Source organism: Flavonifractor plautii ATCC 29863, assembly GCF_000239295.1.
GTDB classification, from domain to species: Bacteria; Bacillota; Clostridia; order Oscillospirales; family Oscillospiraceae; genus Flavonifractor; species Flavonifractor plautii.
Map to the genome: position 1 here is coordinate 62,368 of NZ_JH417835.1, position 21,252 is coordinate 83,619.

Genomic DNA, 21,252 nt, shown 5'->3' on the forward strand with positions numbered 1-21,252 from the left:
GGCTTAACCTCCCCACTCGGTTGCGCTGGAGCTGACGTCCGCGCCGGTGACAAAGGCGGAGGCGGAGTTGACCGCCTTGACCACCGCCTTGGAGGTGACGGTGGCGCCGGTGAGGGCGTCCACGTTGTCCCCTACGGCCAGCTCGCCCCGGCTCCAGACGAGCTGGGAGAGAAAGCCTGCGTCGGACAGGGCTTCCGCCCCAAGGCCGAAGGTCTCCTCCATCTCCCGCACCACCGCACCCACCACGGCGCCGTCAAAGTCCACGGCCACCAGCATGGTGATATCTCCGGCGTAGCCGGCGGTGACGGTCTCGAGAATATAGCCGGTGGACCCCCGGTGGACAGCGGCGATGGCGGTGTCCTCACCGTTGTAGGCCTCCTCGGTGAAGGGAGCGCCGCCGGGGAGCAGGGTGTCGAAGAGCCTGGCCTGTTCGGCTGCGGCGTTCTCCGCCGCCGTGGGGGCCAGTCCCGCCGAAAGGGCCAACAGGAGCACAAAGACGGCGGCCAACACGGCCACGGGCTTGATCAGGGCTTTCACATTCATCCGGCCTTTCCTCCTCTCACAGCGCCGAAGCGCACCGGCGGCAGGGCCTTGTCCAGCGCCCAGGCGCAGGCGTTCATCAGCAGAATGGCGTAGGTGACCCCCTCCGGGTAGAGCCCGAAGTAGCGGAACAGCACGGTCAGCGCGCCGCACCCCACGCCGTAAACCAATTGGGCCGCGGGCAGGGCGGGGGAGGTGGCGTAGTCGGTGGCCATGAACAGGGCGCCCAGCATCACACCGCCGCCCAGCAGGCTGTAGAGCATCCAGGCAACGGGGTCCTCCCCCTTATAAAATACCAGGGTGAGGAAGGCTACAGTGCCCAGGTAGGCGGCGGGGATACGCCAGGAGATGACCTTCCGCCCAAGCAGGATGGCACCGCTGATCAGCAGGGCCAGGGCGGAAACCTCTCCGATGCAGCCGCCAATGTTCCCCAGGAGCATGTCGGCCGGGGAGGCCGCGGGCAGGGCGGGCATCACCATGTCGTGGAGAGGGGTGGCGGCGCTCACCACATCGGCGGTGGAGCCGAAGAGGGGCAGCTCCGCCCCGGCGGGGGCGTAGCGTACCAGCCAGGCGGGCCACAGCAGCATCAGGAAGGCCCGGGCGGCCAGCGCGGGGTTGAAGATGTTCTGGCCCAGGCCGCCGGACAGGCCCTTGACCACTACAATGGCGAATACGCCGCCCACCGCCGCCAGCCAGTAGGGGGCAGTGGCGGGGAGGGTGAGGGCCAGCAGCAGCCCGGTGACGGCGGCGGAGCCGTCCGCAATCGAGCCGGGGGACTTGGTGACGGCCCGGAAGGCCCACTCGGAGGCCACGCAGGAGGCCACGCTCACCAGGGTTAGCAGCAGGGCCCGGAGACCGAAGAACCATACCCCGGCCGCCAGGGTGGGCAGCAGGGCGAGGAGCACCGTGCCCATCAGGCGGCGGGTGGTCTCCCCGCTGCGGATGTGGGGGGAGGAGGATGTGATCAGCTTCACGGACGAATTCCCTCCTTTAAGGCTTGTTTCGCCGCCCGGAACCGCTCCGTCAGGGGGAGCTGGCCGGGACAGGTGTAGGAGCAGCAGCCGCACTCGATGCAGTCGGTGACGTGGAGGGCCTGGAGGGCGTCCAGATTCCCGGCGGCCTCGTAGCGGTAGAGGTACAGGGGCTGCAGGTGCATGGGGCAGACCTCCACACACTTGGAGCAGCGGATACACACCGGCCGCTCCGGTGTGGGATTGGCGCTGGTGAGGCAGAGCACCGCGTTGGTACCCTTGAGCACCGGGGCGGCCAGTTCACCCTGGGCCGTACCCATCATGGGACCGCCGGAGAGCACCTTACAGGCGTCCTCCGTGAGGCCGCCTGCGGCCTCGATGACCTGGGCAAAGGGGGTGCCGATGCGGACAATCAGGTTTTTGGGCTCCTTTACGCCCTCGCCGGTGACGGTGACGATGCGCTTGGTTACCGGCTTGCCCTCGTACACCGCCCGGTAGACGGCGGCCACGGTGCCTGCGTTAAACACGGCGCAGCCCACAGAGAAGGGCAGATGGCCCGGCGGCACCTGCCGGCCGGTAACGGCCTGGATGAGCTGTTTCTCCGCCCCCTGGGGGTAGCGGGTGGGCAGGACGGCCAGCTCCACTCCCGGCCAGTCGGGCAGGTGCCTGCGCAGGATGGCGATGGCCTCCGACTTGTTGTCCTCCACGGCGATCACCCGCCGGTCGGGATGGAGAGCGGCATCCAGCGCAGCCAGTCCCCGGAAAATCTGCTCCGGATAGCTGCACAGCAGGGCGTCGTCGGCGGTGATGTAGGGCTCGCACTCACAGGCGTTCACCAGGATAGTGTCCACCCGCCCCTGGGCGGTGACGGCCTTGATGTCGGTGGGGAAGGTAGCGCCGCCCATGCCGACGATGCCCGCCTCCCGGATGATGGAGAGAATATCGTTGGGGGAGAGCCCCTCGTGGGTGGCGTGAGGCTCCAGTGCTTGGGCGGGGGTGTCCTGGTAGTCGTTGTCGATGACCACCGACAGTACGGCCCGGCCGGAGGGGTGGGGGCGGGGCTCTACGGCGGCCACGGTGCCCGACACCGAGGCGTGGATGGTGGCGCTCAGGCCTTCGGCATCGCCGATCTTCTGGCCCAGCTTCACTGGCTCTCCCGCCTTGACCAGAGGGGTACAGGGCTTGCCGATGTGCTGAACCATTGGGATGACGACCTGGCTTGGAAGGGGGGCGGGGGTGGGGGCCGCGCCGCGGGAGAGCTCCTTGCGGCCGGCGGGATGTACGCCGCCCCAGAACAGATGTCTCATGCTTTCACCTCATTTTTGAAGTCAGGTGCGGAGATAGGCGGAAAAACCGGGGCTGAATACCTCGCCGCCGGAGGCGTCCACCCACATGGCCTCAGCCCCATAGCGGTCCAGAAGGGCCTGCCCCTCCGCCTGGGGGAGGGTGAACAGGGCGGTGGAGAGGGCGTCGGCCAGGCCGGAATCGGCGCACAGCACGGTGACCGCCCGCCAGTAGGCGGCGGGGCGGCAGGTGGTGGGGTCGATGATGTGGTGGTAGCGCACGCCGCCCACGGTGTAGTAGCGCTGGTAGTCGCCGCTGGTGACTACCGACACATCGCGGACGTAGAGGGTGTGGAGGAACGCTCCGCTCTCCCCACCGGGGGCCTGGATGCCAACTACCCAGTTCTCGCCTCCAGGCTTTGGGCCGGTGGCCCGGACGTTGCCCCCCACGCTGAGAAGCAGCCCATCCGGCGCGGCGCGGCATACCTGCTCCACGGCATAGCCCTTGGCAATGGCCCCAACGTCCAGCCGGAGGGCGGGATCGGTGATCTGCACGGTGGAGGCGGCCTCATCAATGATGACAGAAGAGAAGTCGGCGTGGCGAGCGGCCTCCGCCAGAGCGGCGGCGTCGGGGAGGGCGGCGGAGGCGGGATCGCTGATGCCAGCCTCCCGGGCATCATGCCACAGGGCCAGCACGCCCCCCAGGGCGGCATTGACCTGGCCGCCGGTGCCCTCGCAGAGGTCCCGGCAGAAGAGAAGCAGGTCGATGATTTTGCGGTCCACAACCACGGGCGCCCCGCCGGCGGCGTCGTTTACCGCCTTGAGGTTGACCACGCCGTCATAGTCGCTGTAGATGTCATAGAGCTGGTGGTACTCCAGCAGCGCGTCATGGAGGGACTGGGCGGTGGCCTGAAAGTCCTCCTCACTCTCCGCATAGCCCACCACGGTGGTCACGGTGTCAAAGAGGGTGAGAAAGGTGGCCTCATACCGCTTCGCACCCTCCTCCTTCGGCGCGGCAGGGGATGCGCAGCCGGCCAGCAGGAGGACGGACAGAAGCAGGGGGAGCAGGCGACGCATCTCAGGCCCCTGCCTTTTCCACCAGGGTTAGGAAGTCGCCCACGCCGATGGTGACGGAGGCGGCGAGATCGGCATCGCCCGCATTGCCCTCCTCCGTGACGGCGATACCAGTGGCCTCGGCCACGGTCTTGCCGGTAACATAGGAGGCGAAGGCGGCGGCTTGCTCGTCCCACTCCTTGCCGATGGAGCTGACCTTCCCCATGCCGTAGTCGGCACCCAGTTCATTCTTGGAGGGCTGCGCAGCGGAGAGGTCGGTGGTAATGGTCCCGGCGGCGTTAAAATTCACGTTGGCCTGTACCGCGTCGATGACCATGCTGGTGATGGTGTCCCCGCTCAGGGTGAGGGCTCCCACGGTGGCGTAGGCCTGGGCCAGGCCATCGGCATCGCTGGTAGCGTCCGTGCTCTTGGCGGCATTGGTGGTGGTGGTCAGCACCAGCCGGTCGCCCTTGGAGGCCCCCAAATGGGAGGCATTGGCCGCAGCCTGCTCAATCGCGCTGATGTATCCTCCGATGGACATGGTGACGGAGGCGGTGAGGTCCGCGCCGGTGGGCTTGCCCTCTTCACTAATGGAAATGCCTTTCACCTCAGGGATGGTCTTGCCAACCACATAGTCCGCCAGGGACTGGGCCTGCTCGTTCCACTCCCTGCCGATGGAGCTGATCTTCCCCATACCATAGTCGGCGCCCAGCTCGTTTTTGGAGGGGATCGTGAGGGTGAGGTCGGAGAGAAGCGCGCCAGAGGTGTCAAAATTGAGCTTGGACTGGATGGAGTCGATAACGCAGTCGTAAATGATCCCGTCATCGCCCACCGTGACGGCCACCACAGTGATGTCCGCCTGGGCCAGGCCGTCGGCGTCGGCGGTAGCGTCCTTGCTGCTGGACACAGAGGTGAGAAGGGCCAGGCCGGTCTTGACGGGGACACCGCCGGGGACGGCGGCAGGGGGCGTCTCCGGGCTGGGGGTGGGGGTTTCGGCCTCCGGGGTGGGGGCGGGGACGGCCACCACCACTGTGGTGCCGCAGCCGGCCAGCAGGCCCAGGGCCAGCGTCAGGGTCAGGAGCAGGGCAAGCATTCGTTTCATGTCGATACCTCCGAAACTTATTTAGGGGGATGGGTTCCTTTCATCTCAAAGTGGATCAGGAAGGAGAGCAGGGCCCGCAGCAGAATGACGGCACCCAGCACCAGAAGCTCTTTGAGGTCCCGTACCAAGACGGTCTTGAGAATCTCGGCGGCCATTTTGAACTCCAGGCTGAGGGCCAGACCGTTGGCCAGGGCGAACTTGACGTCGCAGGGGGTGCGGGTGAACAGGCTTTTCAGGTAACGGCCAAAGGCGCTTAAGGCCGAGACCGCCACAATGAAGATACCCATCAGCTCCAGCGCCGCAATGATAGTGGGCAGGATACGTTCAATCAGTTGTTCCAGCATGTGCGGCCTCCTTGCTTCGCCGGCGCATGGTTTTCAGGGCGATGAACTGACTCAACAGCTCCACGGTACCGGATACCCCCAGGGGACCGCTGTCCACCGTCAGATCATACCGGCCCACCTCGCCCCACTTGGCTCCGGTATGCAGGCCATAGAGCCGGGCCCGTTCCCGATCCTGGCGCAGCGCCTCCCGGGCGGCCTCCGCCGGGGACAGGCCGCGCTCCCGCATCAGCCGCTCCACCCGCTGTTCCATGCCGCAGTGGATAAAAATCCTGTTCAGCCCCGGCTGGCCGGACAGAACATGGTCGGCGCACAGGCCCACCACCACGCAGGAGCCGCGTCCCGCCAGTGAGCGGACGGCCCCTTCGTCGGACTCCGCGTCGCCGCAGGGGATCTCCAGCCGGGCGGCCAGCCGCCGACCGATCTCCAAACCGCCGCTGCCATAGGTGTGCCCAATGGTAATCAGCATAGTATACCCCCTTTCCCACTGTTTGTTAAAAGAATAACAAATGAGCCTTAACAGGACATAGATAGAACCTTAATATTTGTTAAGGTATACACAAAAAATACGCCCCCGCACGGTGCGGGGGCGTATTGGAGTTCAGGTATCCTCATCCGGAGGCGTGATGGTGGGGAAACGGAGGAGCATGGTGGTGCCCCGGCCTGGGGCGGTGTCGATGGCGATGGTCCCCTTGTGCTCCTCCATTACCTGCCGGACGATGGCCAGTCCCAGGCCGGTGCCCTTGCCACGCTCCTTGGTGGTAAAGAAGGGCTCAAAGATGTGGGGGAGCACCTCCGGCGAAATGCCGGAGCCGGTGTCGGAGACCTGGAAGCAGAGAAACTCCCCCTCCGGCCGGGTGGCCACGGTGAGGGTTCCGCCGCCGGGCTCCATGGCGTGGTAGGCATTGAGGATCAGGTTGAGCAGCATCTGGGAGAGCTGGATCTCGTTGCCCCGGAGCCACAGGTGGCGGCAGGCGAGATCGGTGCGCACCTCCACATGGGGCGGCCGGGCGGGGGAGGCTACGGCGAGCACCTTGCGTACCAGCTCATCGGGGGATACATACTGGAAGGTGAGAGAGGTGTTTTTGCGGGACAGGTCGGACAGCCGGGCGATGATCTCCTTGGCCTTGCGGGAGGAGTTGTAGATCTCCAGCACGTTATCATACAGCTCCTCGGCATCAGAGGGCAGTTGCTCCAGCACCAGAATGGAGTAGCCCATGATGGGGGTGAGCAGATTATTAAACTCGTGGGCGATACTGGAGGTGAGTGTGCCGATGGTCTGGAGCCGGTCATGGTGGGCCAGCTCCTGATTCTTGCGGTTGAGGGCCTCCATGGCGGCGTTCTTTTCCTGGAGCAGGGCCAGCTCCCGCTGGGCGCGCTCGTTGCGCCGCCCGGAGCGAAGGTTGAGACCCGCCAGCAAAAGCACTCCGGCGATCACCAGTCCGCCGCCGGTGGTGAGCAGAAGGGCGGAGCGGCGGATGGGCCGCGATACTTAGTCGAAGTCTTCGGAAACGCCTACGGCGAAGATGCCGTTGTTTCCTGCGGCGGGGATCACCGCCATGCGGGCGGTGTAGCCCTCCGCCTCATAGAAGCAGGCTCCCTCCTGGCCCTCCCTCTGGCACTGGAGCAGAAAGCCCAGGCCAGGCTCCCCGGCGAGACCGTCCGCCGCCAGCTCCACACGTATCTCCTGACCGGTCTGGCGGAGCAGGACCTGGCCGCCCGCGTCCAGAAGGAGGATTTGATCCCGGGGAGAGGTGGTGAGGCCGCCGGCCACCTGCCGGTAAAAGAGAGAGAGGTCCACCAGCGCGGCGTACCACAGCCCCCGCTCCCCCTCCAGTTGGAAGGAGAGATAGACGGTGCCGTTCTCCGCCACGCAGGGGCGGACACGGTCCCGCCCGTCCAGGCTGCCCCCGACGGGAAACGTATAGCCGGTACGTCCAGAGGCGGAGAGCAGCACCCGCCCGTCCTGGAGACAGAGAAAGTCGGTGATAAGGGCCTCACGGATAAGAGGGTTGTTCTGGAGCAATTGAAGGAGCTCCTCCGGCTGCCCGGCGAGGCAATCGGCCTCCGCATCGGTAAAGTTCTCCAGCCGGATGAGGTAGTCCAGCTCCCCGATAAATTGCTCCAGGGCGCCCGAAACGCTGCGGTCCACCGAACGGGCCAGTCCGTAGAGCTGGCTGTCCGACTGCTCCAGCAGGAGGGTGTCGTAGCGGCCGAAGCTCTGTACGGCCAGGGCCAGGCCGCCAACGGTGAGGAAAAGAACCAGGATCATCAGAAGAAGAACAGGAGGCCGGCGCTTTTTTTGCCCCTCCATACCACACACCCCCTTGTCAAATTCCGGCAGATTCTTTATACTGAAATCATACTGGATTTCAAACCGGCTGTAAAGGGGGAGAAGCACAGTGGCGGATACGGTGCTGATTGTGGACGACGATGAAGCCGTCCTCACCATGCTCTATAAGGTCATCCGGAGCAACGGAATCGAGGCGGACACGGTGGCTTCCGGAGAGGAGGCCCTGGAGCGGACGGCGCAGCGGACGTACGACCTGATCCTGCTGGACGTGAATCTAATGGGGATGGACGGTTTTCAGGTGGTACAGACCCTCCGGCAGCGGGGCGTCCGGACCCCCCATCATCATCGTCAGCGGACGCAAGGAGGACTATGATACTCTGTATGGCCTGGACATCGGGGCAGACGACTATGTGACCAAACCCTTCAACCCCGTCACTCTGGGGGCGAAGGTAAAGGCCCTTATCCGCCGTAGCCGCAACGGCCTGCCTGGGGCGGACAGCCTCATCACCGCCGGACCCTTCACCTACAACACCAGCACCCTGCGCTTTTATAAAAACGGGGTGGAAATTCTCCTCTCCGCAAAGGAGAACGCGATGATGAAGCTGTTTATCGACAATGTCAACCGCATTTTCTCCAAGGATATGCTCTACGATCTGCTCTGGGGAGAGGCCATCATCGACGAGAACGCCATCATGGTCTATGTCAACCGCCTGCGGGCCAAGATTGAGGAGGACCCCGCCCGCCCCGCCTACATCCAGACGGTGCGGGGGCTGGGCTACCGCTTTGTGGTATAAAGAACCGTCTGCGGCTTGACAAATTCCGGCGAAAACGCTAGTCTATAGGTACAAATGTATACTGTTCCGAGTCCGTCCGCCTACGGGGTGACCTAGGGCTGGCGGACCGATGGCCCCGGCTGGGGCCGCAGGGTGCCGCGGGAAACGGCGGTGCCTTCCGTGTTTGAAAAGGAACGACAGTCCGCGGCGGCCCTCTGCACAGGGACCGCCCTGCGTTGCCGTATCCTTTTTTAGGATGCGGCGTTTTGTTTTGCCCCAATAAAGAGGAGATGCTGTGTGATGCACATTTTTTTGACCGGCCCGCTCCAGAGCGGAAAGTCCACCGCCATCGCCCGCTATCTGGTGGGGCGGCCGGAGGCCCCCGGCGGGTTCCGTACCCACTGGGATCGGGCGGGCGGCCGGCTGACGCTGGAGCTGCTGGAGACGGGGGAGACCCTGAGCGTTGCCACGATGGAGCCCCATGGCGTGAGGGCCGACCGGGCCGCCTTCGACGCGGCGGGGGAGCGGCTGCTGTCCGCCCCGGCGGGGCGGCGCTCCCTGCTGCTGATGGACGAGCTGGGCTTTCTGGAGCGGTGCTCTCCGGTGTTCCAGCGGGCGGTCTTTACCCTGCTGGACGGCCCCACGCCGGTGCTGGGGGTGCTGCGCCGCCACGCAAAAAGCCCCTTCTGGGGCCCTGTTTCCCGCCGGGCGGATGTCCGGCTGCTCCCGCTGACGGTAGAGAACCGGGCGGAGATCCCCACTGAGCTGGCCCGTCTGCTGGGCTGAGGTGAGAGAGGAGGCGCAAGTCCTTGTCCAAGACAGAACACACCGGCGGCCGGGTGCTGCTGGCATTGGGCGTACTGCTGGCGGCGCTGTTCATCCTCTCCTTCCGCCTGGGGCGGTATGGGGTGGACGCCGGCACCACCTGCCGGATTCTGCTCTCCCACCTCCTCCCCCTGGAGCAGACGTGGACGGGCAACGAGTACACCGCCGTCCTGAACATCCGTCTGCCCCGCATCGTTCTGGCCTGCCTGGTGGGGTGCTGCCTGTCCAGCGCCGGGGCGGCCTACCAGGGGGTGTTTCAGAACCCCATGGCCTCCCCGGACGTGCTGGGGGCCTCCTCCGGCGCGTCCTTCGGGGCAGCGCTGGCCATTCTGGCGGGCCTGGGCAACCAGGGCACCACCCTGTCCGCCTTTTTCTGGTCCCTGGCCACGGTGGTGCTGGTCTACCTGGTGGGACAGCGGGCGCCGGGAGACCGGGTGCTCAACCTGGTGCTGGCGGGCATGGTGATCAGCTCTCTGTTCACCGCGGCCACCTCCTACCTCAAGCTGGTGGCCGACCCCACCAACCAGCTCCCGGAGATCACCTACTGGCTCATGGGCAGCCTGTCGGGCACCCGGCTGGCCGATGTGGCCCGGATCCTGCCCGCCATGGCCGCCGGGCTGCTCCCCCTGTTCCTCCTGCGGTGGAAGCTCAACCTGCTCACCCTGGGGGACGATGAGGCCAGGGCCATGGGAGTGAACGCCCCCCGGCTGCGCTTTCTGACGGTGGTGTGCGCCACGCTGGTCACCGCCGCCTCCATCGCGGTCAGCGGCATGATCGGCTGGGTGGGACTGGTGGTGCCCCACCTGTGCCGCAAGCTGGTGGGGAGCAACTTCAAGGTGCTGCTGCCCTGCTCCATGCTGGCGGGGGCGGCCTTCCTGCTGCTGGTGGACAACCTCTCCCGCAATCTGCTGGCCACCGAGATCCCCATCGGCATCCTCACCGCCTTCACGGGCGCGCCCTTCTTCCTCTATCTGATGCTGCGGAAAGGGGGTGCCCGGTGATGCTGGAGGTGGAACACCTGTGCTTCTCCTACGGAAAGCGGGAGGTACTGCGGGGGGTGGACCTGCGGGCGGAGCCGGGGGAGCTGGTCTTTGTCCTGGGGGCCAACGGGGCGGGAAAGACCACCCTGTTCCGCTGCATCCTGGGCCTGCTGCCCGGCTACCAGGGGTGCGTCCGGGTGGACGGCTGCGACGTGTCATCCCTGGCGCCCCGCGCCCTGGCCAAAAAAATCGCCTATATTCCCCAGACCAGCCATATGATCTTTCCCTACACGGCGCTGGAGCTGGTGCTCATGGGCACCAACCACCGGCTGGGCCTCTTCTCCGCGCCGGGCCGCCGGGAGCGGGCCATCGCCATGGAGGCCCTGGAGGAGCTGGGGATCGCGGATTACGCCCACCGGAGCTTCGCGGAGCTGTCCGGTGGAGAGCAGCAGCTTGTACTGGCGGCCCGGGCCCTGGCTCAGCAGGCCCGGCTGCTGCTGATGGACGAGCCCACCTCCGCCCTGGACTTCGGCAACCAGGTGAGGGTGCTGGAGCGGGTATCCGCCCTGACCCTGCGGGGGTACACCGTCCTGCTCTCCTGTCACAACCCACAGCATGCCATGCTCTATGCCCAGCGGGTGGTGGCCCTCCACGACGGTCGGGTGGCCGCCGACGGCCCCCCTGACCAGGCCTTGGACGAGGCGCTGATGCGGAAGCTCTACGGCGTGCCCGCCCGCTTTGTCCGCACCGGCGACGGGGTACTCATCGCCCCGGTGCGCAAGTCCATTGTCCTGTGGACCCCCGACATGGTGCGCTTCATGGCCGACGCCATCCGGGTCAACGGGAGCTGTGCGGCCATGGCCGCGGCCCTGTCTCAGGTGCTCCCCCCGGGGGCGCGGGTGTGCGACGCGGGGTGCGGGCTCGGCGGGTTGAGTCTGGCGCTGGCCCACTACTGCGGCGCGGTGGTGGCGGCCGATCTGTCCGCCGAGGCCATCCGCCATCTGGAGGCACAGCCCCTGCCTCCCAACGTGGAGCCCCGGCGGTGCGATGTGCTGGCCGACACACCGGAGGAGCCCTACGACGCTATGGTGTTCTGCTTCTTCGGCCGCACGGATGAGATCCTCTCCGCCGCCCGTCGGCAGTGTACCGGCACGGTGGCGGTGCTCAAACGCTGCGGCCGGGATCACCGCTTTTCCAGGGGGAAGGACCACCCCCGGCAGGGCTTCGAGGAGCTGTGCCGGGCGCTGAAGGAGAGGGGCATCCCCTACCAGAGCCGGGTTTTAGAGCTGGATATGGGCCAGCCCTTCCGCTCCCTGGAGGACGCGGCGGTCTTTTTCCGCACCCACAGCCGGGACGATCCGGCGGAGCTGACCCCCGAGGCCCTGCAAAGCCGCCTTCAGCGGCGGGACGACCCGGAATTTCCGTGGTATTTCCCGGTGAACGAGCCCATCGGCCTGCTCTGGTTCCAGGCCTGCGAGATACCAGACAAAGAAAAGGAGAGATGATACCATGAAAAAGCTGCTCTGTACCCTCCTGGCCCTCAGTATGCTCCTGGGGCTGGCCGCCTGCGGCGGCCCCGCGCCCGCGGAGAGCCCCTCCGCAGACCCCGCGCCGGCGGTGTCCACCCCCGCCCAGCCCGAGGACGGCTCCGCCTCCTTCACCGACTCCGTGGGCCGCACCGTGGAGGTGCCCGCGGAGATCACCAGCGTGGCGGTCTCCGGCCCCCTGGCCCAGATGGTGCTCTTCGCCCTGTGCCCCGACAAGCTGGTAGGCATTGCCGACGAGTGGGACGCGAGCGCCGAGCAGTACCTAGCTACCGAGTACTACAATCTGCCCCTGCTGGGCCAGCTCTACGGCGGCAAGGGTGAGCTGAATCTGGAGACCCTCTTGGGCTCCGGAGCCCAGGTGGTCATCGACGTGGGCGAGCCCAAGGACACCATCGTGGAGGATCTGGATGCCCTCCAGGAGCAGACCGGCATCCCCTTCGTCCACGTGTCCGCCACCATTGAGACCATGGGCGACGCCTATCGGAAGCTGGGCGAGCTGCTGGGCATGGAGGAGGAGGCCGAGACGCTGGCCGCCTACTGCGACGAGACCTACGCCATGGTCAAGGACGTGGCGGAGCACGTGGAGAAGGCGAACCTGCTCTACATCACCGGCGACGCCGGCCTCAACGTCATCGCCCAGGGGTCTTACCACGCCGAGATCATCGACCTGCTGTCCAACAACCTGGCGGTGGTGGACTCCCCCTCCTCCAAGGGTACCGGAAACGAGGTGGACATGGAACAGCTCATGCTGTGGAATCCCGACGTAATCCTCTTCGCTCCCGACAGCGTTTATGCCTCCGTGGGGGATGATCCGCTGTGGCAGAGCCTCACCGCCACCCAGAACGGCAGCTACTATGAGGCCCCCATGGGCCCCTACAACTGGATGGGCTTTCCGCCCTCCGTCCAGCGTTATCTGGGTATGCTGTGGATGGCAAAGCTCCTCTACCCCGACGCGGCGGATTACGACCTCCAGGCCGAGGTGACCGAATACTTCGACCTCTTCTACCACTGCGCGCTCACTGGAGAGCAGTACGAGGCCCTGATGGCCAACTCGATCGGGAAGCAATAAAATCACACATCCCGGCCCCTTTTTGGAGGCCGGGATGCTTGCATAGGGCGGTGGATTACGCGTACAATAGGGAAAAAGGAGGGGAGCACATGAAAATTGCCATTGTGACCGGGGCCTCCTCCGGCCTGGGGGCGGCCTTTGTCCGGCGGCTGGACGCGCTGGGCGGGCTGGATGAGATTTGGGGTGTGGCCCGCCGGGGGGAGCGGATGGAGGCACTGGCGGCGGAGCTGCGCACCCCGATGCGGCCGCTGGCCCTGGATCTGACCCGATTGGAGAGCGTGGAGAACCTGCGGGTTCTCATGAGAGCGGAGGCGCCGGAGGTGGCGGTGCTGGTTAACGCCGCCGGGTTCGGCAAATTCGGCACCTGCGCCGAACTCACCCTCCAGGAGACCTGCGGCATGATCGACCTGAACTGCCGGGCTGCCGCCGCACTCACTGCCGCCGTGCTCCCCTACATGGGGCGGGGAAGCCGGGTGCTGGAGATCTGCTCCTCCGCCGCCTTTCAGCCCCTGCCCGGCTTCAACGTCTATGCCGCCACCAAGGCTTTTCTGCTCCGGTACAGCCGCGCCCTGCGCTGGGAGGCGGCTCCGCGGGGCATCCGGGTGACGGCGGTGTGCCCAGGGTGGATCAGAACCGATTTCATGGACGTGGCCAGGGATACAAAAAACGGGCGCACCGTGCGGAGCTTTCCCTTCGCCCAGCGGCCGGAGACCGTGGCCCGGCGGGCCCTGCGGAACAGCCGCCTGCTGGCCGTCACCACCTGCGGCCTGCCCGCCCTGGTCCAGCGTGTGGCCAGCAAGTTCCTGCCCCACTGCTTCATCATGGCCTGCTGGGAGGGCCTGCGAAGGGCATGATACAAAGCGCCCGGAACCAAACGGCTCCGGGCGCTGCGTTTATTTACGCGGCAGGGAGTTCAGGTAGTCGCCGACACCCCGTGCCACGCCCTCCATCAGCTTCTGCTGATAGGTCTCGTCGCACAGGCGGGTGAGTTCCTCTACGTTGGTCATAAAGCCGGTCTCCACCAGTACGGCGGCCATGTTGGTCTCCCGCAGGACCACGAAGTTGGCCGAGGCGATACCGCGGTCTACCGCGCCGCTGGCCGCGCAGGCGGCGTCCTGCACGGCCTGGGCAAAGGCCTTGCTCCGGCTGCTGGTGGGGTAGTAATAGGTATAGAGCCCCTGGAAGGTGGGGACGGTGGGGGCGGAGTTGCAGTGAATGCTCACGAACAGGTCGGCGTTGACCCGGTTGGCCAGCTCGGAGCGCTCGTACAGGTCTCCGGCGGTCTCCCCGTCCCGGGTGAGCACCACGTTATAGCCTTCATTCAGAAGGATGTCCCGCAGCTTGTAGACCATGGACAGGGTGAGATCCTTCTCATAGATGTCCACCCCGTTGGCATCCGGATATACCGCGCCCAGCGTTTTCCCGTCGTGGCCGGCATCCAGTACGACGGTGTACTTGTTGGGGTCAATGGGGGGCAGCTCGGGGGAGACGGAGGGAGTGGCGGTAATGCGCACGCCGCTGCTGCCCGCCTCCACGGTGATATTTTTGGCGTAGCTGGCACCGCCCTTGAGGTCCAGCACCACCCGCAGGGTGTGGGGATAGCCATACCCCAAGTCGTTCCCGTGCTGGTTGTAACGCACCGAGGAGAACACATCGCTGTCCACCGGCAGGGCGGCCTCACCCTCCAGAGCGCCGGAAAACACCGCGCCCAGGAGGTCCACCGCTACCCGGTCTCCCAGATCCACCACCCGGTATTCCGGTATATGGTCGGTGGCGATGGTCACCACGTGGGAAGAGGCGTCCACCGAGATGCCGGTGACATACCCCTTGTCTCCGGCGGCGGGCGTGTCGGGCGTGGGCTCGGGGGTCGGCGTCGGTGTCGGCGTGGGCTCCGGCTCCGGGGTGCCGGGGGAGGTGAGGATAGCGGTAAAGGTATCGTTGTCCCAGTCCACGGTGGCGCCCAACTGCTCCGAGACAAAGCGCAGGGGGACCATGGTGCTCTCCCGGCCCTCCCACTTAACCACGCCAGCGGGCACACCACCGGGCAGCTCCATGGCCTGACCATTGACCAGTGCGGTGGCCGAGCCCAGGGTGAGTACGATGGTGCTCTCCTCCCGCAGGAGGATGACCTGACGGGTTTCCGGCACCCAGGTTACCGAGGCGCCCAGCCGTTCCGCGATCAGGCGGACGGGCACCAGCGTGCGGCCGTTCTGTCCCGCCGGGTACTGCACCAGGGCGGGTACATCGTCCGGTGTCAGAGGCGAGCCGTCCAGCGTCAGGCTGACCCGGTCGGTCTGGGTCAGTTCACCATAACGCTGGGTGGTCTCGTCGTAGAAGTAGACGGAGAGGGTCCCCGCGGGACCGGCCGCCCAGGCGGACAGCAGCCCCGCCAGCAGGGCGAGGGTGAGCAGGAAGGAAACGGCTTTTTTCATGGCAGAACTCCTCGGCGATAGATGCTAATATTCTACCTTATTCCACAGGTGCCGTCAAGAAAGGACCGCAAAAAAGGTTGACATAAATTTATGGCAGGCACTTTGACACGCTACTGTAAATGTGGGCAAATCCCTTGCGTTTTGCGGCAAAACTTGTTATGATAAACATTAAATACAAAGCAACGGAGGGAATACCCATGCTGAAGATCACCTGTGAGGGCGTGTACTACAAGAACGGGGGCTTTGTCCCGGCCAAAGACGGCCCTGCGGCCGGCTTGCCCGCGCCGGAAAAGGCGAGGGAGGGCACCATGGCCCACGCGATTCTGAAGGCCCACAATACCGGAGACAATATGGAGGAGCTGGCCATCCGCTTCGACGCCATGGCCTCCCACGACATCACCTATGTGGGCATCATCCAGACCGCCCGGGCCTCCGGCATGCAGGCGTTCCCCCTGCCCTATGTGCTCACCAACTGCCACAACTCCCTGTGCGCCGTGGGGGGCACCATCAACGAGGACGACCATGTGTTCGGCCTGTCGGCGGCCAAGAAGTACGGCGGCGAGTTTGTCCCCGCCCACCAGAGCGTCATTCATTCTTATATGCGGGAGCGGTACGCCGCCCCCGGCAGGATGATCCTGGGCTCCGACTCCCACACCCGCTACGGCGCTTACGGCACCATGGCCATCGGCGAGGGCGGTCCGGAGCTGGCCCGGCAGCTTTTATCAAAAACTTATAACATCCCGTACCCGAAGGTCATCGCCATCTACCTCACCGGCACGCCCATCCCCGGTGTGGGCCCCCAGGACGTGGCGCTGGAGCTCATCCGCTCCACCTTTAAAGACGGAGTGGTCAAGAACGCGGTGATGGAATTTTTCGGCCCCGGCGTAGCCAACTTGTCCATGGACTACCGCTCCGGCATCGACGTGATGACCACCGAGACCACCTGCCTGTCCTCCATCTGGCCCGCCGATCATACCTTGAAGGCCCACCTGGCCGTACTGGGCCGGGGAGAGGCGTTCAAGCCCCAGGCCCCCGCCGACGGGGCCTACTATGACGGACTCATTGAGGTGGAGCTGGACAAGATCCGCCCCATGATCGCCCTGCCCTTCCACCCCTCCAATGCCTACACCATCAAAGAGTTCAAGGAGAACATGGATGAGCTGCTCCACCAGGTGGACGAGGACACGGTGCGCCAGCTCAAGCTCAAGAACCGGCCCGCCTCACTGAGGGAGAAGATTGTGGACGGCAAATTCCGGGTGGATCAGGGAGTCATCGCCGGCTGCTCCGGCGGTACTTACCAGAATATCGTGCGGGCGGCCCAGATCCTGGACGGCCGCGCCATCGGCTCCGGCGAGTTCTGGCTGTCGGTCTATCCCACCAGCCAGCCCGTCAACCTGGAGCTGACCCGGAGGGGCTACATTGCCTCCCTCATGGCCGCCGGCGCCTCCATCCGCTCCTGCTTCTGCGGTCCCTGCTTCGGCGCGGGCGACGTGCCCGCCAACGGGGCTTTCTCCATCCGTCACTCCACCCGTAACTTCCCCAACCGGGAGGGGAGCAAGCCCTCCGACGGGCAGGTGTCCTACGTGGCCCTCATGGACGCCCGGAGCATCGCCGCCACCGCCCTCAACGGCGGCGTGCTCACCGGGGCCGACGAGCTGCCCTCACCCCCGGCCGATCCTGCCGAGGAGCCCTTCGCCTACGACGACACCCCCTACAAGGCCCGGGTCTACTTCGGCGTGGGGCGGCCCGACCCCTGCCAGGAGCTGGTGTTCGGTCCCAATATCGCCGACTGGCCGGAGCAGGTGGCCCTGCCGGAGAACCTGCTGCTCACGGTGTGCTCGGCCATCTATGACCCCGTCACCACCACCGACGAGCTCATTCCCTCCGGCGAAACCTCCTCCTACCGCTCCAACCCCGTCAAGCTCTCCGAGTTCGCCCTCAGCCGCAAGGACCCCCAGTACGTGCCCCGGGCCAAGGAGGTGCTGGCGGTGGAACGGCTCCGCCGCACCAATCCTGGTGATCCCCGGGTGGGGGAGGCCCTGCTGGGCCATGACCCGGCGGATACCGGCCTGGGCTCCCTTGTGATGGCCCTCAAGCCCGGCGACGGCTCCGCCCGGGAGCAGGCCGCCTCCTGCCAGCGGGTGCTGGGCGGCGCGGCCAACCTGGCCGCGGAGTATGCCACCAAGCGCTACCGCTCCAACGTGGTCAACTGGGGCATGCTGCCCTTTATCGCCGAAGACGTGAAGGACTGGAACCTCCAGCCAGGCGACCGGATCTACCTGCCCGGCATCCGCGCCGCCGTGGACGGCGGGGCGGAGGAGGTATCGGCCGTCCTCCTCCAGAACGGCACGGAGCGGCCCGTCACCCTCAAGCTTCCCGGCATGACCCGCGAGGAGCGGGACATCGTGCTGGCGGGCTGCCTGATCAACTACTACGCCAAGTAGGGGCGGCCTGTGGCCGCCCGCCCCTGAAAAAGCGGGGAAGCGTAGGGGCCGATGCCCTCATCGGCCCGCCGTTTTCCGGAGCCCTTTACATGTGGCCGTATGGTTGGGAAGGAGGGAGGACTTGTATGAGACGGCATCTCCTTGCATTGCTTGTGTGTGTTCTGCTCTGCCTGATGGTGCTCCCAGGCACCGCCTCCGCCGACAGCGGGCCCAAGCCCGCCGTCACCATCACGGTGGTCAACGCCCCGGCGGGGGAGTACTACCTGGATCTGCTCGTCACCGACCCCGGCGACCATGCAAACATCGATCCGGCAGACTACGATCCCAATCTTCTCCAAGGGCTGCGGGACTGGGAGGTGGACGGCTGGTACCCCGCCCTGGCGGGAGGCACCAGCGTTCCTCTGTTCGGAGATCTGCGGCCGGGGGAGGACGGTACCCATCGTTTTACCTACTACGGCCTGCCCCGCGCCTTTCGTATCGCCGTCTCCGGCCCAGACGGGGCCTGGGCCACGGCAGAGCCCTTTACCCGCACGGTGTTCTACACCCATCTGACGTACGACTGGGAGACCAACTCCATTATAAGGGCCACCTCCCCGGCGGGGTTCTACGGCGTCCAGTTTTTATCCACCCTGGTGCCCACCCTGCTGGTGGAGGGTGGGCTGCTGTGGCTGTTCGGCTTCCGAGCCCGGCGGGACTGGCTGGTGTTCCTCGCCGTCAACCTAGTCACCCAGGCGGGGCTCCACCTGTGGATCGCGGCAGACCTGGTTTCCATCGGCGATTCTGCCCTTCAGTATCTGGTGCTCCTCGTGGCGGAGGTGCCTATTTTGCTGGTGGAGCTGATTGCCTATGTGTTCCTGCTGAAGGAGTACAGCGGGCTCCGCCGGGCGGCCTACGCCGCCTGCGCCAATATCGCCAGCTATGCCGTGGGTTATCTTCCTCTCCACTGGGCGGTGGAATTTCTGGCCCGGTGAGAAGATTTGTTTTACACGGGCGGCAAAATACGGTATAATACGATATGCCGGGTAGGAATTACCCGGCGTATCGCCTGTTTTATTGAGATAAGGGGAAGTATATGAAAAAAATCCTTGCGGGAGCGTGTCTGTTTGGCCTTCTGCTCTCTGCCTGTACTCCTGCCGCCGAACCGGGGGACGACGGCACGCTTCACATCCTGGCCACCACCTACCCGGTCTACCTGTTCACCACAGCGGTGACCGAGGGGGCGGAGGATGTGGAGGTAAGCCTGCTGGTCAACCAGCCCACCTCCTGCCTCCACGACTACACGCTCACCGTCAGTGACATGAGGGCCATCGAGAAGGCCGATGTGCTTGTGATGAACGGTGCGGGGCTGGAGGACTTTATGGGCGACGCCCTGGCGGCCTCTGACGCGGCGGTGATCGACTGCTCGGAGGGCATTGAGCTCCTGCCCGCCCTGGGCCACGAGGGCCACGACCATGACACCGAGTACGACCCCCACATCTGGATGTGTGAAGAGTCAGCACTGGTTATGATGAATAATATTCTTCATGGCTTAGGGGCGTTGGACGAGAAAAATCTGGATTGCTACCGTGAAAATGCCGCTGCGGCTGCGGCCTTGGTGCCAGAAGATGACGCACGAATGGAGAACCTAGCCTGTCCTTATCTGATCACGTTCCACGACGGGTTTCAGTATTTTGCTCTGGACAACGGCCTGAACCTACTGAAGTCCATCGAGGAGGAGGAGGGGGCGGAGGCCTCCGCAGCTGAGATCCAGGAGGTTGTGGATCTGGTGAGGGAATATGAAATTCCAGCTATCTTTACCGAGCGCAATGGCTCTGAAGCTACCGCCCGGGCCATTTCCCGGGAGACCGGCTGTGCGGTGTACCAACTGGACATGATCATGAGCGGCGACGGCACGGGCATCCAGCCCTACCTCGACGCCATGCAGAAAAATATCGACACCATCGCGGAGGCATTGGGATGAGCGTACACAAGCACGGAACCACAGGGCCCGGCTGTGCCGGGACCTGCTGTCTGAAAGCCACCGACCTTGGGGTGAGTTTCGGCGGGGAGGAAGTATTGAGAGATGTTTCCTTCCACCTGCACTGCGGGGAGATCGTGGCCCTTATCGGCCCCAACGGGGCGGGAAAGAGCTCTCTTTTCCGTACCATCCTGGGACAGGTGCCTCACACCGGAACCATTGAGTTCCAACGGGCAGTGGGCGACAAGACCCGGCCGCTGATCGGCTACGTGCCTCAGTCTCCCAGCTTTGACCGGGGAGACCCGGTCAGCGTGTTCGACTTCTTCTCCGCCGCTATCTCCCGCTATCCGGTGTTCCTGCCCTCCCCCCGGAGCCTGCGGGCCAGAGTGGGTGCATGTCTGGCCCGGGTGCATGGGGAGAGCCTGCTGGACCGGCGGATGGGGGCCCTCTCCGGCGGTGAGCTCCAGCGTGTGCTGCTGGCCCTGGCGCTAGAGCCGCTGCCCCACATTCTGGTGCTGGACGAGCCCCTCTCAGGCGTGGACATTGACGGGGAGAAGCAGCTTCTGGACATGTTGGACGAGATCCGTACCCGCTATGACCTGTCCATCCTCCTGTCCACCCACGACTTCGCCACCCTGGGCCAGTTTGCCGACAAGGTGATCCTCCTCAAGGGCACGGTGCTGCGGGTGGGGCCGCCGGATGAGGTGCTGGCCTCGCCGGAGTTCCAGGAGGTCTTTCACCTGAACCTGGGGAAAGGGAACCTGGGGAAAGGAGGGAGGGGCTGATGGATTTCCTGGCCGGGCTCCTGGAGCCCTTTCACTGGCAGTTCATGCGCAACGCCCTGCTGGCGGTGCTGGTAATCTCGCCGCTGTTCGGCCTGCTCTCCACCATGGTGGTCACAAGCCGTATGTCGTTCTTCTCCGACGCGCTGGGCCACTCCGCCTTTACCGGCATTGCCATCGGCACCCTGTGCGGCCTGGCCGATCCCCTGTGGATGGCGGTGCTGTTGGCGGCGGTGTTTGCCCTGCTGTTCACCTATGTGCGCCGAAAGTCCAATATGGCCAGCGACACGGTCATCGGCGTCTTTTCCTCCACCGCCGTGGCCCTGGGTATCTTTATTGCCACCTTCGGCGGCGGCAGCTTCACCCAGTACAACAGCCTGCTCATCGGTGACATTCTCAGCGTGGAGCCCGCCAAGATCGCCCTGCTGGCGGTGATCCTTTTGGTTGTGGTACTGCTGTGGCTGTGCTCCTTCAATCAGCTCATGCTGTCCTCCATCCACCCTGCCCTGGCGGACAGCCGGGGGGTGGGGGTGTTCTGGCAGGAGGCGGTGTTCTCCGCCGCCATCGCCGTGGTGGTCACGGTATCCATGACCTGGGTGGGTCTGCTGGTCATCAACTCCCTGCTGGTGCTCCCCGCCGCCGCCGCCCGGAATGTGGCCCGGAACATGCGGCAGTATCACCTGTTCTCCTTGCTTGGGGCGGTGATCTCCGGCCTGGCGGGGCTGATGACCTCCTATTATATCGGCTCTTCCGCCGGGGCGTCCATCACCCTCTATCTGGCGGTTTGGTTTGCCGTCACCTTTCTCCTGCGAAAAAAGTGTATATAAGCAAGAGCACCGCGGAAGCTTGGCTTCCGCGGT

Annotated in this window: 22 protein-coding genes and 1 riboswitch; of the genes, 12 read left to right on the forward strand and 10 right to left on the reverse strand. The window is 65.3% G+C overall.

Annotated features, from left to right (window positions below; all coding sequences use genetic code 11):
• Positions 1-3 precede the first annotated feature (3 nt).
• From HMPREF0372_RS15550 to HMPREF0372_RS15590, 9 genes are all read right to left on the reverse strand, one after another.
• The gene (locus HMPREF0372_RS15550) at positions 4-543 is read right to left on the reverse strand and encodes an FMN-binding protein (RefSeq protein ID WP_007494543.1); all 540 of its coding nucleotides are present in this window, start codon (positions 541-543) and stop codon (positions 4-6) included.
• Positions 540-1,514, reverse strand: a complete 975-nt coding sequence (locus HMPREF0372_RS15555; RefSeq protein ID WP_007494545.1) for an RnfABCDGE type electron transport complex subunit D — start codon at positions 1,512-1,514, stop codon at positions 540-542. Before HMPREF0372_RS15555 ends, HMPREF0372_RS15550 begins: the two co-directional genes overlap by 4 nt.
• Positions 1,511-2,818: an electron transport complex subunit RsxC gene (gene rsxC, locus HMPREF0372_RS15560; RefSeq protein WP_007494547.1), complete on the reverse strand. Its 1,308-nt coding sequence runs from the start codon at positions 2,816-2,818 to the stop codon at positions 1,511-1,513. The genes HMPREF0372_RS15555 and rsxC overlap by 4 nt, the downstream gene beginning before the upstream one ends.
• A gap of 21 nt (positions 2,819-2,839) precedes the next feature.
• On the reverse strand, positions 2,840-3,871 hold the full coding sequence (locus tag HMPREF0372_RS15565; RefSeq protein WP_007494549.1) for an FAD:protein FMN transferase: 1,032 nt from the start codon (positions 3,869-3,871) through the stop codon (positions 2,840-2,842).
• 1 nt (position 3,872) lies between these two features.
• Positions 3,873-4,949 (reverse strand): hypothetical protein, encoded by a 1,077-nt coding sequence (locus HMPREF0372_RS15570; RefSeq protein WP_039997772.1) that lies wholly within the window; start codon positions 4,947-4,949, stop codon positions 3,873-3,875.
• Between the two features lie 17 nt (positions 4,950-4,966).
• A complete protein-coding gene (locus tag HMPREF0372_RS15575; protein WP_007494552.1) occupies positions 4,967-5,293 on the reverse strand; it encodes a DUF1622 domain-containing protein in 327 nt (108 codons plus the stop codon).
• Positions 5,274-5,759, reverse strand: coding sequence for a cytidylate kinase-like family protein (locus tag HMPREF0372_RS15580; RefSeq protein ID WP_007494553.1), 486 nt, complete (start codon positions 5,757-5,759; stop codon positions 5,274-5,276). Before HMPREF0372_RS15580 ends, HMPREF0372_RS15575 begins: the two co-directional genes overlap by 20 nt.
• 132 nt (positions 5,760-5,891) lie before the next feature.
• Entirely contained in the window at positions 5,892-6,728 is an 837-nt protein-coding gene (locus HMPREF0372_RS15585) for a sensor histidine kinase (protein ID WP_007494555.1), read from the reverse strand.
• Between the two features lie 54 nt (positions 6,729-6,782).
• Positions 6,783-7,604 carry a hypothetical protein gene (locus HMPREF0372_RS15590; RefSeq protein WP_039997774.1) on the reverse strand — a complete coding sequence of 274 codons (822 nt, stop codon included), beginning with the start codon at positions 7,602-7,604 and terminating at the stop codon, positions 6,783-6,785.
• 88 nt (positions 7,605-7,692) lie between these two features.
• On the opposite strand from HMPREF0372_RS15590, the gene HMPREF0372_RS21380 reads away from it, so the two are divergent.
• The 7 genes from HMPREF0372_RS21380 to HMPREF0372_RS15620 all read left to right on the forward strand — a co-directional run bounded on the left by HMPREF0372_RS21380 (position 7,693) and on the right by HMPREF0372_RS15620 (position 13,631).
• A complete protein-coding gene (locus HMPREF0372_RS21380) occupies positions 7,693-7,956 on the forward strand; it encodes a response regulator (protein ID WP_007494559.1) in 264 nt (87 codons plus the stop codon).
• 37 nt (positions 7,957-7,993) lie between these two features.
• On the forward strand, positions 7,994-8,377 hold the full coding sequence (locus HMPREF0372_RS21385; protein WP_007494562.1) for a winged helix-turn-helix domain-containing protein: 384 nt from the start codon (positions 7,994-7,996) through the stop codon (positions 8,375-8,377).
• Positions 8,378-8,429: 52 nt separating this feature from the next.
• Positions 8,430-8,567: riboswitch (molybdenum cofactor riboswitch) on the forward strand.
• 89 nt (positions 8,568-8,656) lie between these two features.
• Positions 8,657-9,142: a nucleoside-triphosphatase gene (locus HMPREF0372_RS15600; protein ID WP_007494563.1), complete on the forward strand. Its 486-nt coding sequence runs from the start codon at positions 8,657-8,659 to the stop codon at positions 9,140-9,142.
• 23 nt (positions 9,143-9,165) lie between these two features.
• Positions 9,166-10,182 (forward strand): FecCD family ABC transporter permease, encoded by a 1,017-nt coding sequence (locus HMPREF0372_RS15605; RefSeq protein ID WP_009256688.1) that lies wholly within the window; start codon positions 9,166-9,168, stop codon positions 10,180-10,182.
• Positions 10,182-11,666 carry an ATP-binding cassette domain-containing protein gene (locus HMPREF0372_RS19870; RefSeq protein WP_007494566.1) on the forward strand — a complete coding sequence of 495 codons (1,485 nt, stop codon included), beginning with the start codon at positions 10,182-10,184 and terminating at the stop codon, positions 11,664-11,666. Before HMPREF0372_RS15605 ends, HMPREF0372_RS19870 begins: the two co-directional genes overlap by 1 nt.
• Positions 11,667-11,670: 4 nt before the next feature.
• Positions 11,671-12,777, forward strand: coding sequence for an ABC transporter substrate-binding protein (locus HMPREF0372_RS15615; RefSeq protein ID WP_007494568.1), 1,107 nt, complete (start codon positions 11,671-11,673; stop codon positions 12,775-12,777).
• Between the two features lie 89 nt (positions 12,778-12,866).
• Positions 12,867-13,631 carry an SDR family NAD(P)-dependent oxidoreductase gene (locus HMPREF0372_RS15620; protein ID WP_007494571.1) on the forward strand — a complete coding sequence of 255 codons (765 nt, stop codon included), beginning with the start codon at positions 12,867-12,869 and terminating at the stop codon, positions 13,629-13,631.
• Positions 13,632-13,670: 39 nt separating this feature from the next.
• On the opposite strand, the gene HMPREF0372_RS15625 is transcribed toward HMPREF0372_RS15620, so the two are convergent.
• Entirely contained in the window at positions 13,671-15,209 is a 1,539-nt protein-coding gene (locus HMPREF0372_RS15625) for an N-acetylmuramoyl-L-alanine amidase family protein (protein ID WP_007494573.1), read from the reverse strand.
• A gap of 197 nt (positions 15,210-15,406) precedes the next feature.
• Here HMPREF0372_RS15625 and HMPREF0372_RS15630 point away from each other — a divergent pair, with 197 nt between their 5' ends.
• From HMPREF0372_RS15630 to HMPREF0372_RS15650, 5 genes are all read left to right on the forward strand, one after another.
• Positions 15,407-17,653, forward strand: coding sequence for a hydratase (locus HMPREF0372_RS15630; protein ID WP_039997776.1), 2,247 nt, complete (start codon positions 15,407-15,409; stop codon positions 17,651-17,653).
• A 125-nt stretch (positions 17,654-17,778) separates the two neighbouring features.
• Positions 17,779-18,624, forward strand: a complete 846-nt coding sequence (locus HMPREF0372_RS15635; protein WP_039997778.1) for a hypothetical protein — start codon at positions 17,779-17,781, stop codon at positions 18,622-18,624.
• 101 nt (positions 18,625-18,725) lie between these two features.
• Positions 18,726-19,613, forward strand: a complete 888-nt coding sequence (locus HMPREF0372_RS15640) for a metal ABC transporter substrate-binding protein (protein ID WP_007494583.1) — start codon at positions 18,726-18,728, stop codon at positions 19,611-19,613.
• Complete coding sequence (locus tag HMPREF0372_RS21130; protein ID WP_007494584.1) at positions 19,610-20,395, forward strand: metal ABC transporter ATP-binding protein; 786 nt, start codon at positions 19,610-19,612, stop codon at positions 20,393-20,395. Before HMPREF0372_RS15640 ends, HMPREF0372_RS21130 begins: the two co-directional genes overlap by 4 nt.
• Positions 20,395-21,219 (forward strand): metal ABC transporter permease, encoded by an 825-nt coding sequence (locus HMPREF0372_RS15650; protein WP_007494586.1) that lies wholly within the window; start codon positions 20,395-20,397, stop codon positions 21,217-21,219. Before HMPREF0372_RS21130 ends, HMPREF0372_RS15650 begins: the two co-directional genes overlap by 1 nt.
• Positions 21,220-21,252 lie beyond the last annotated feature (33 nt).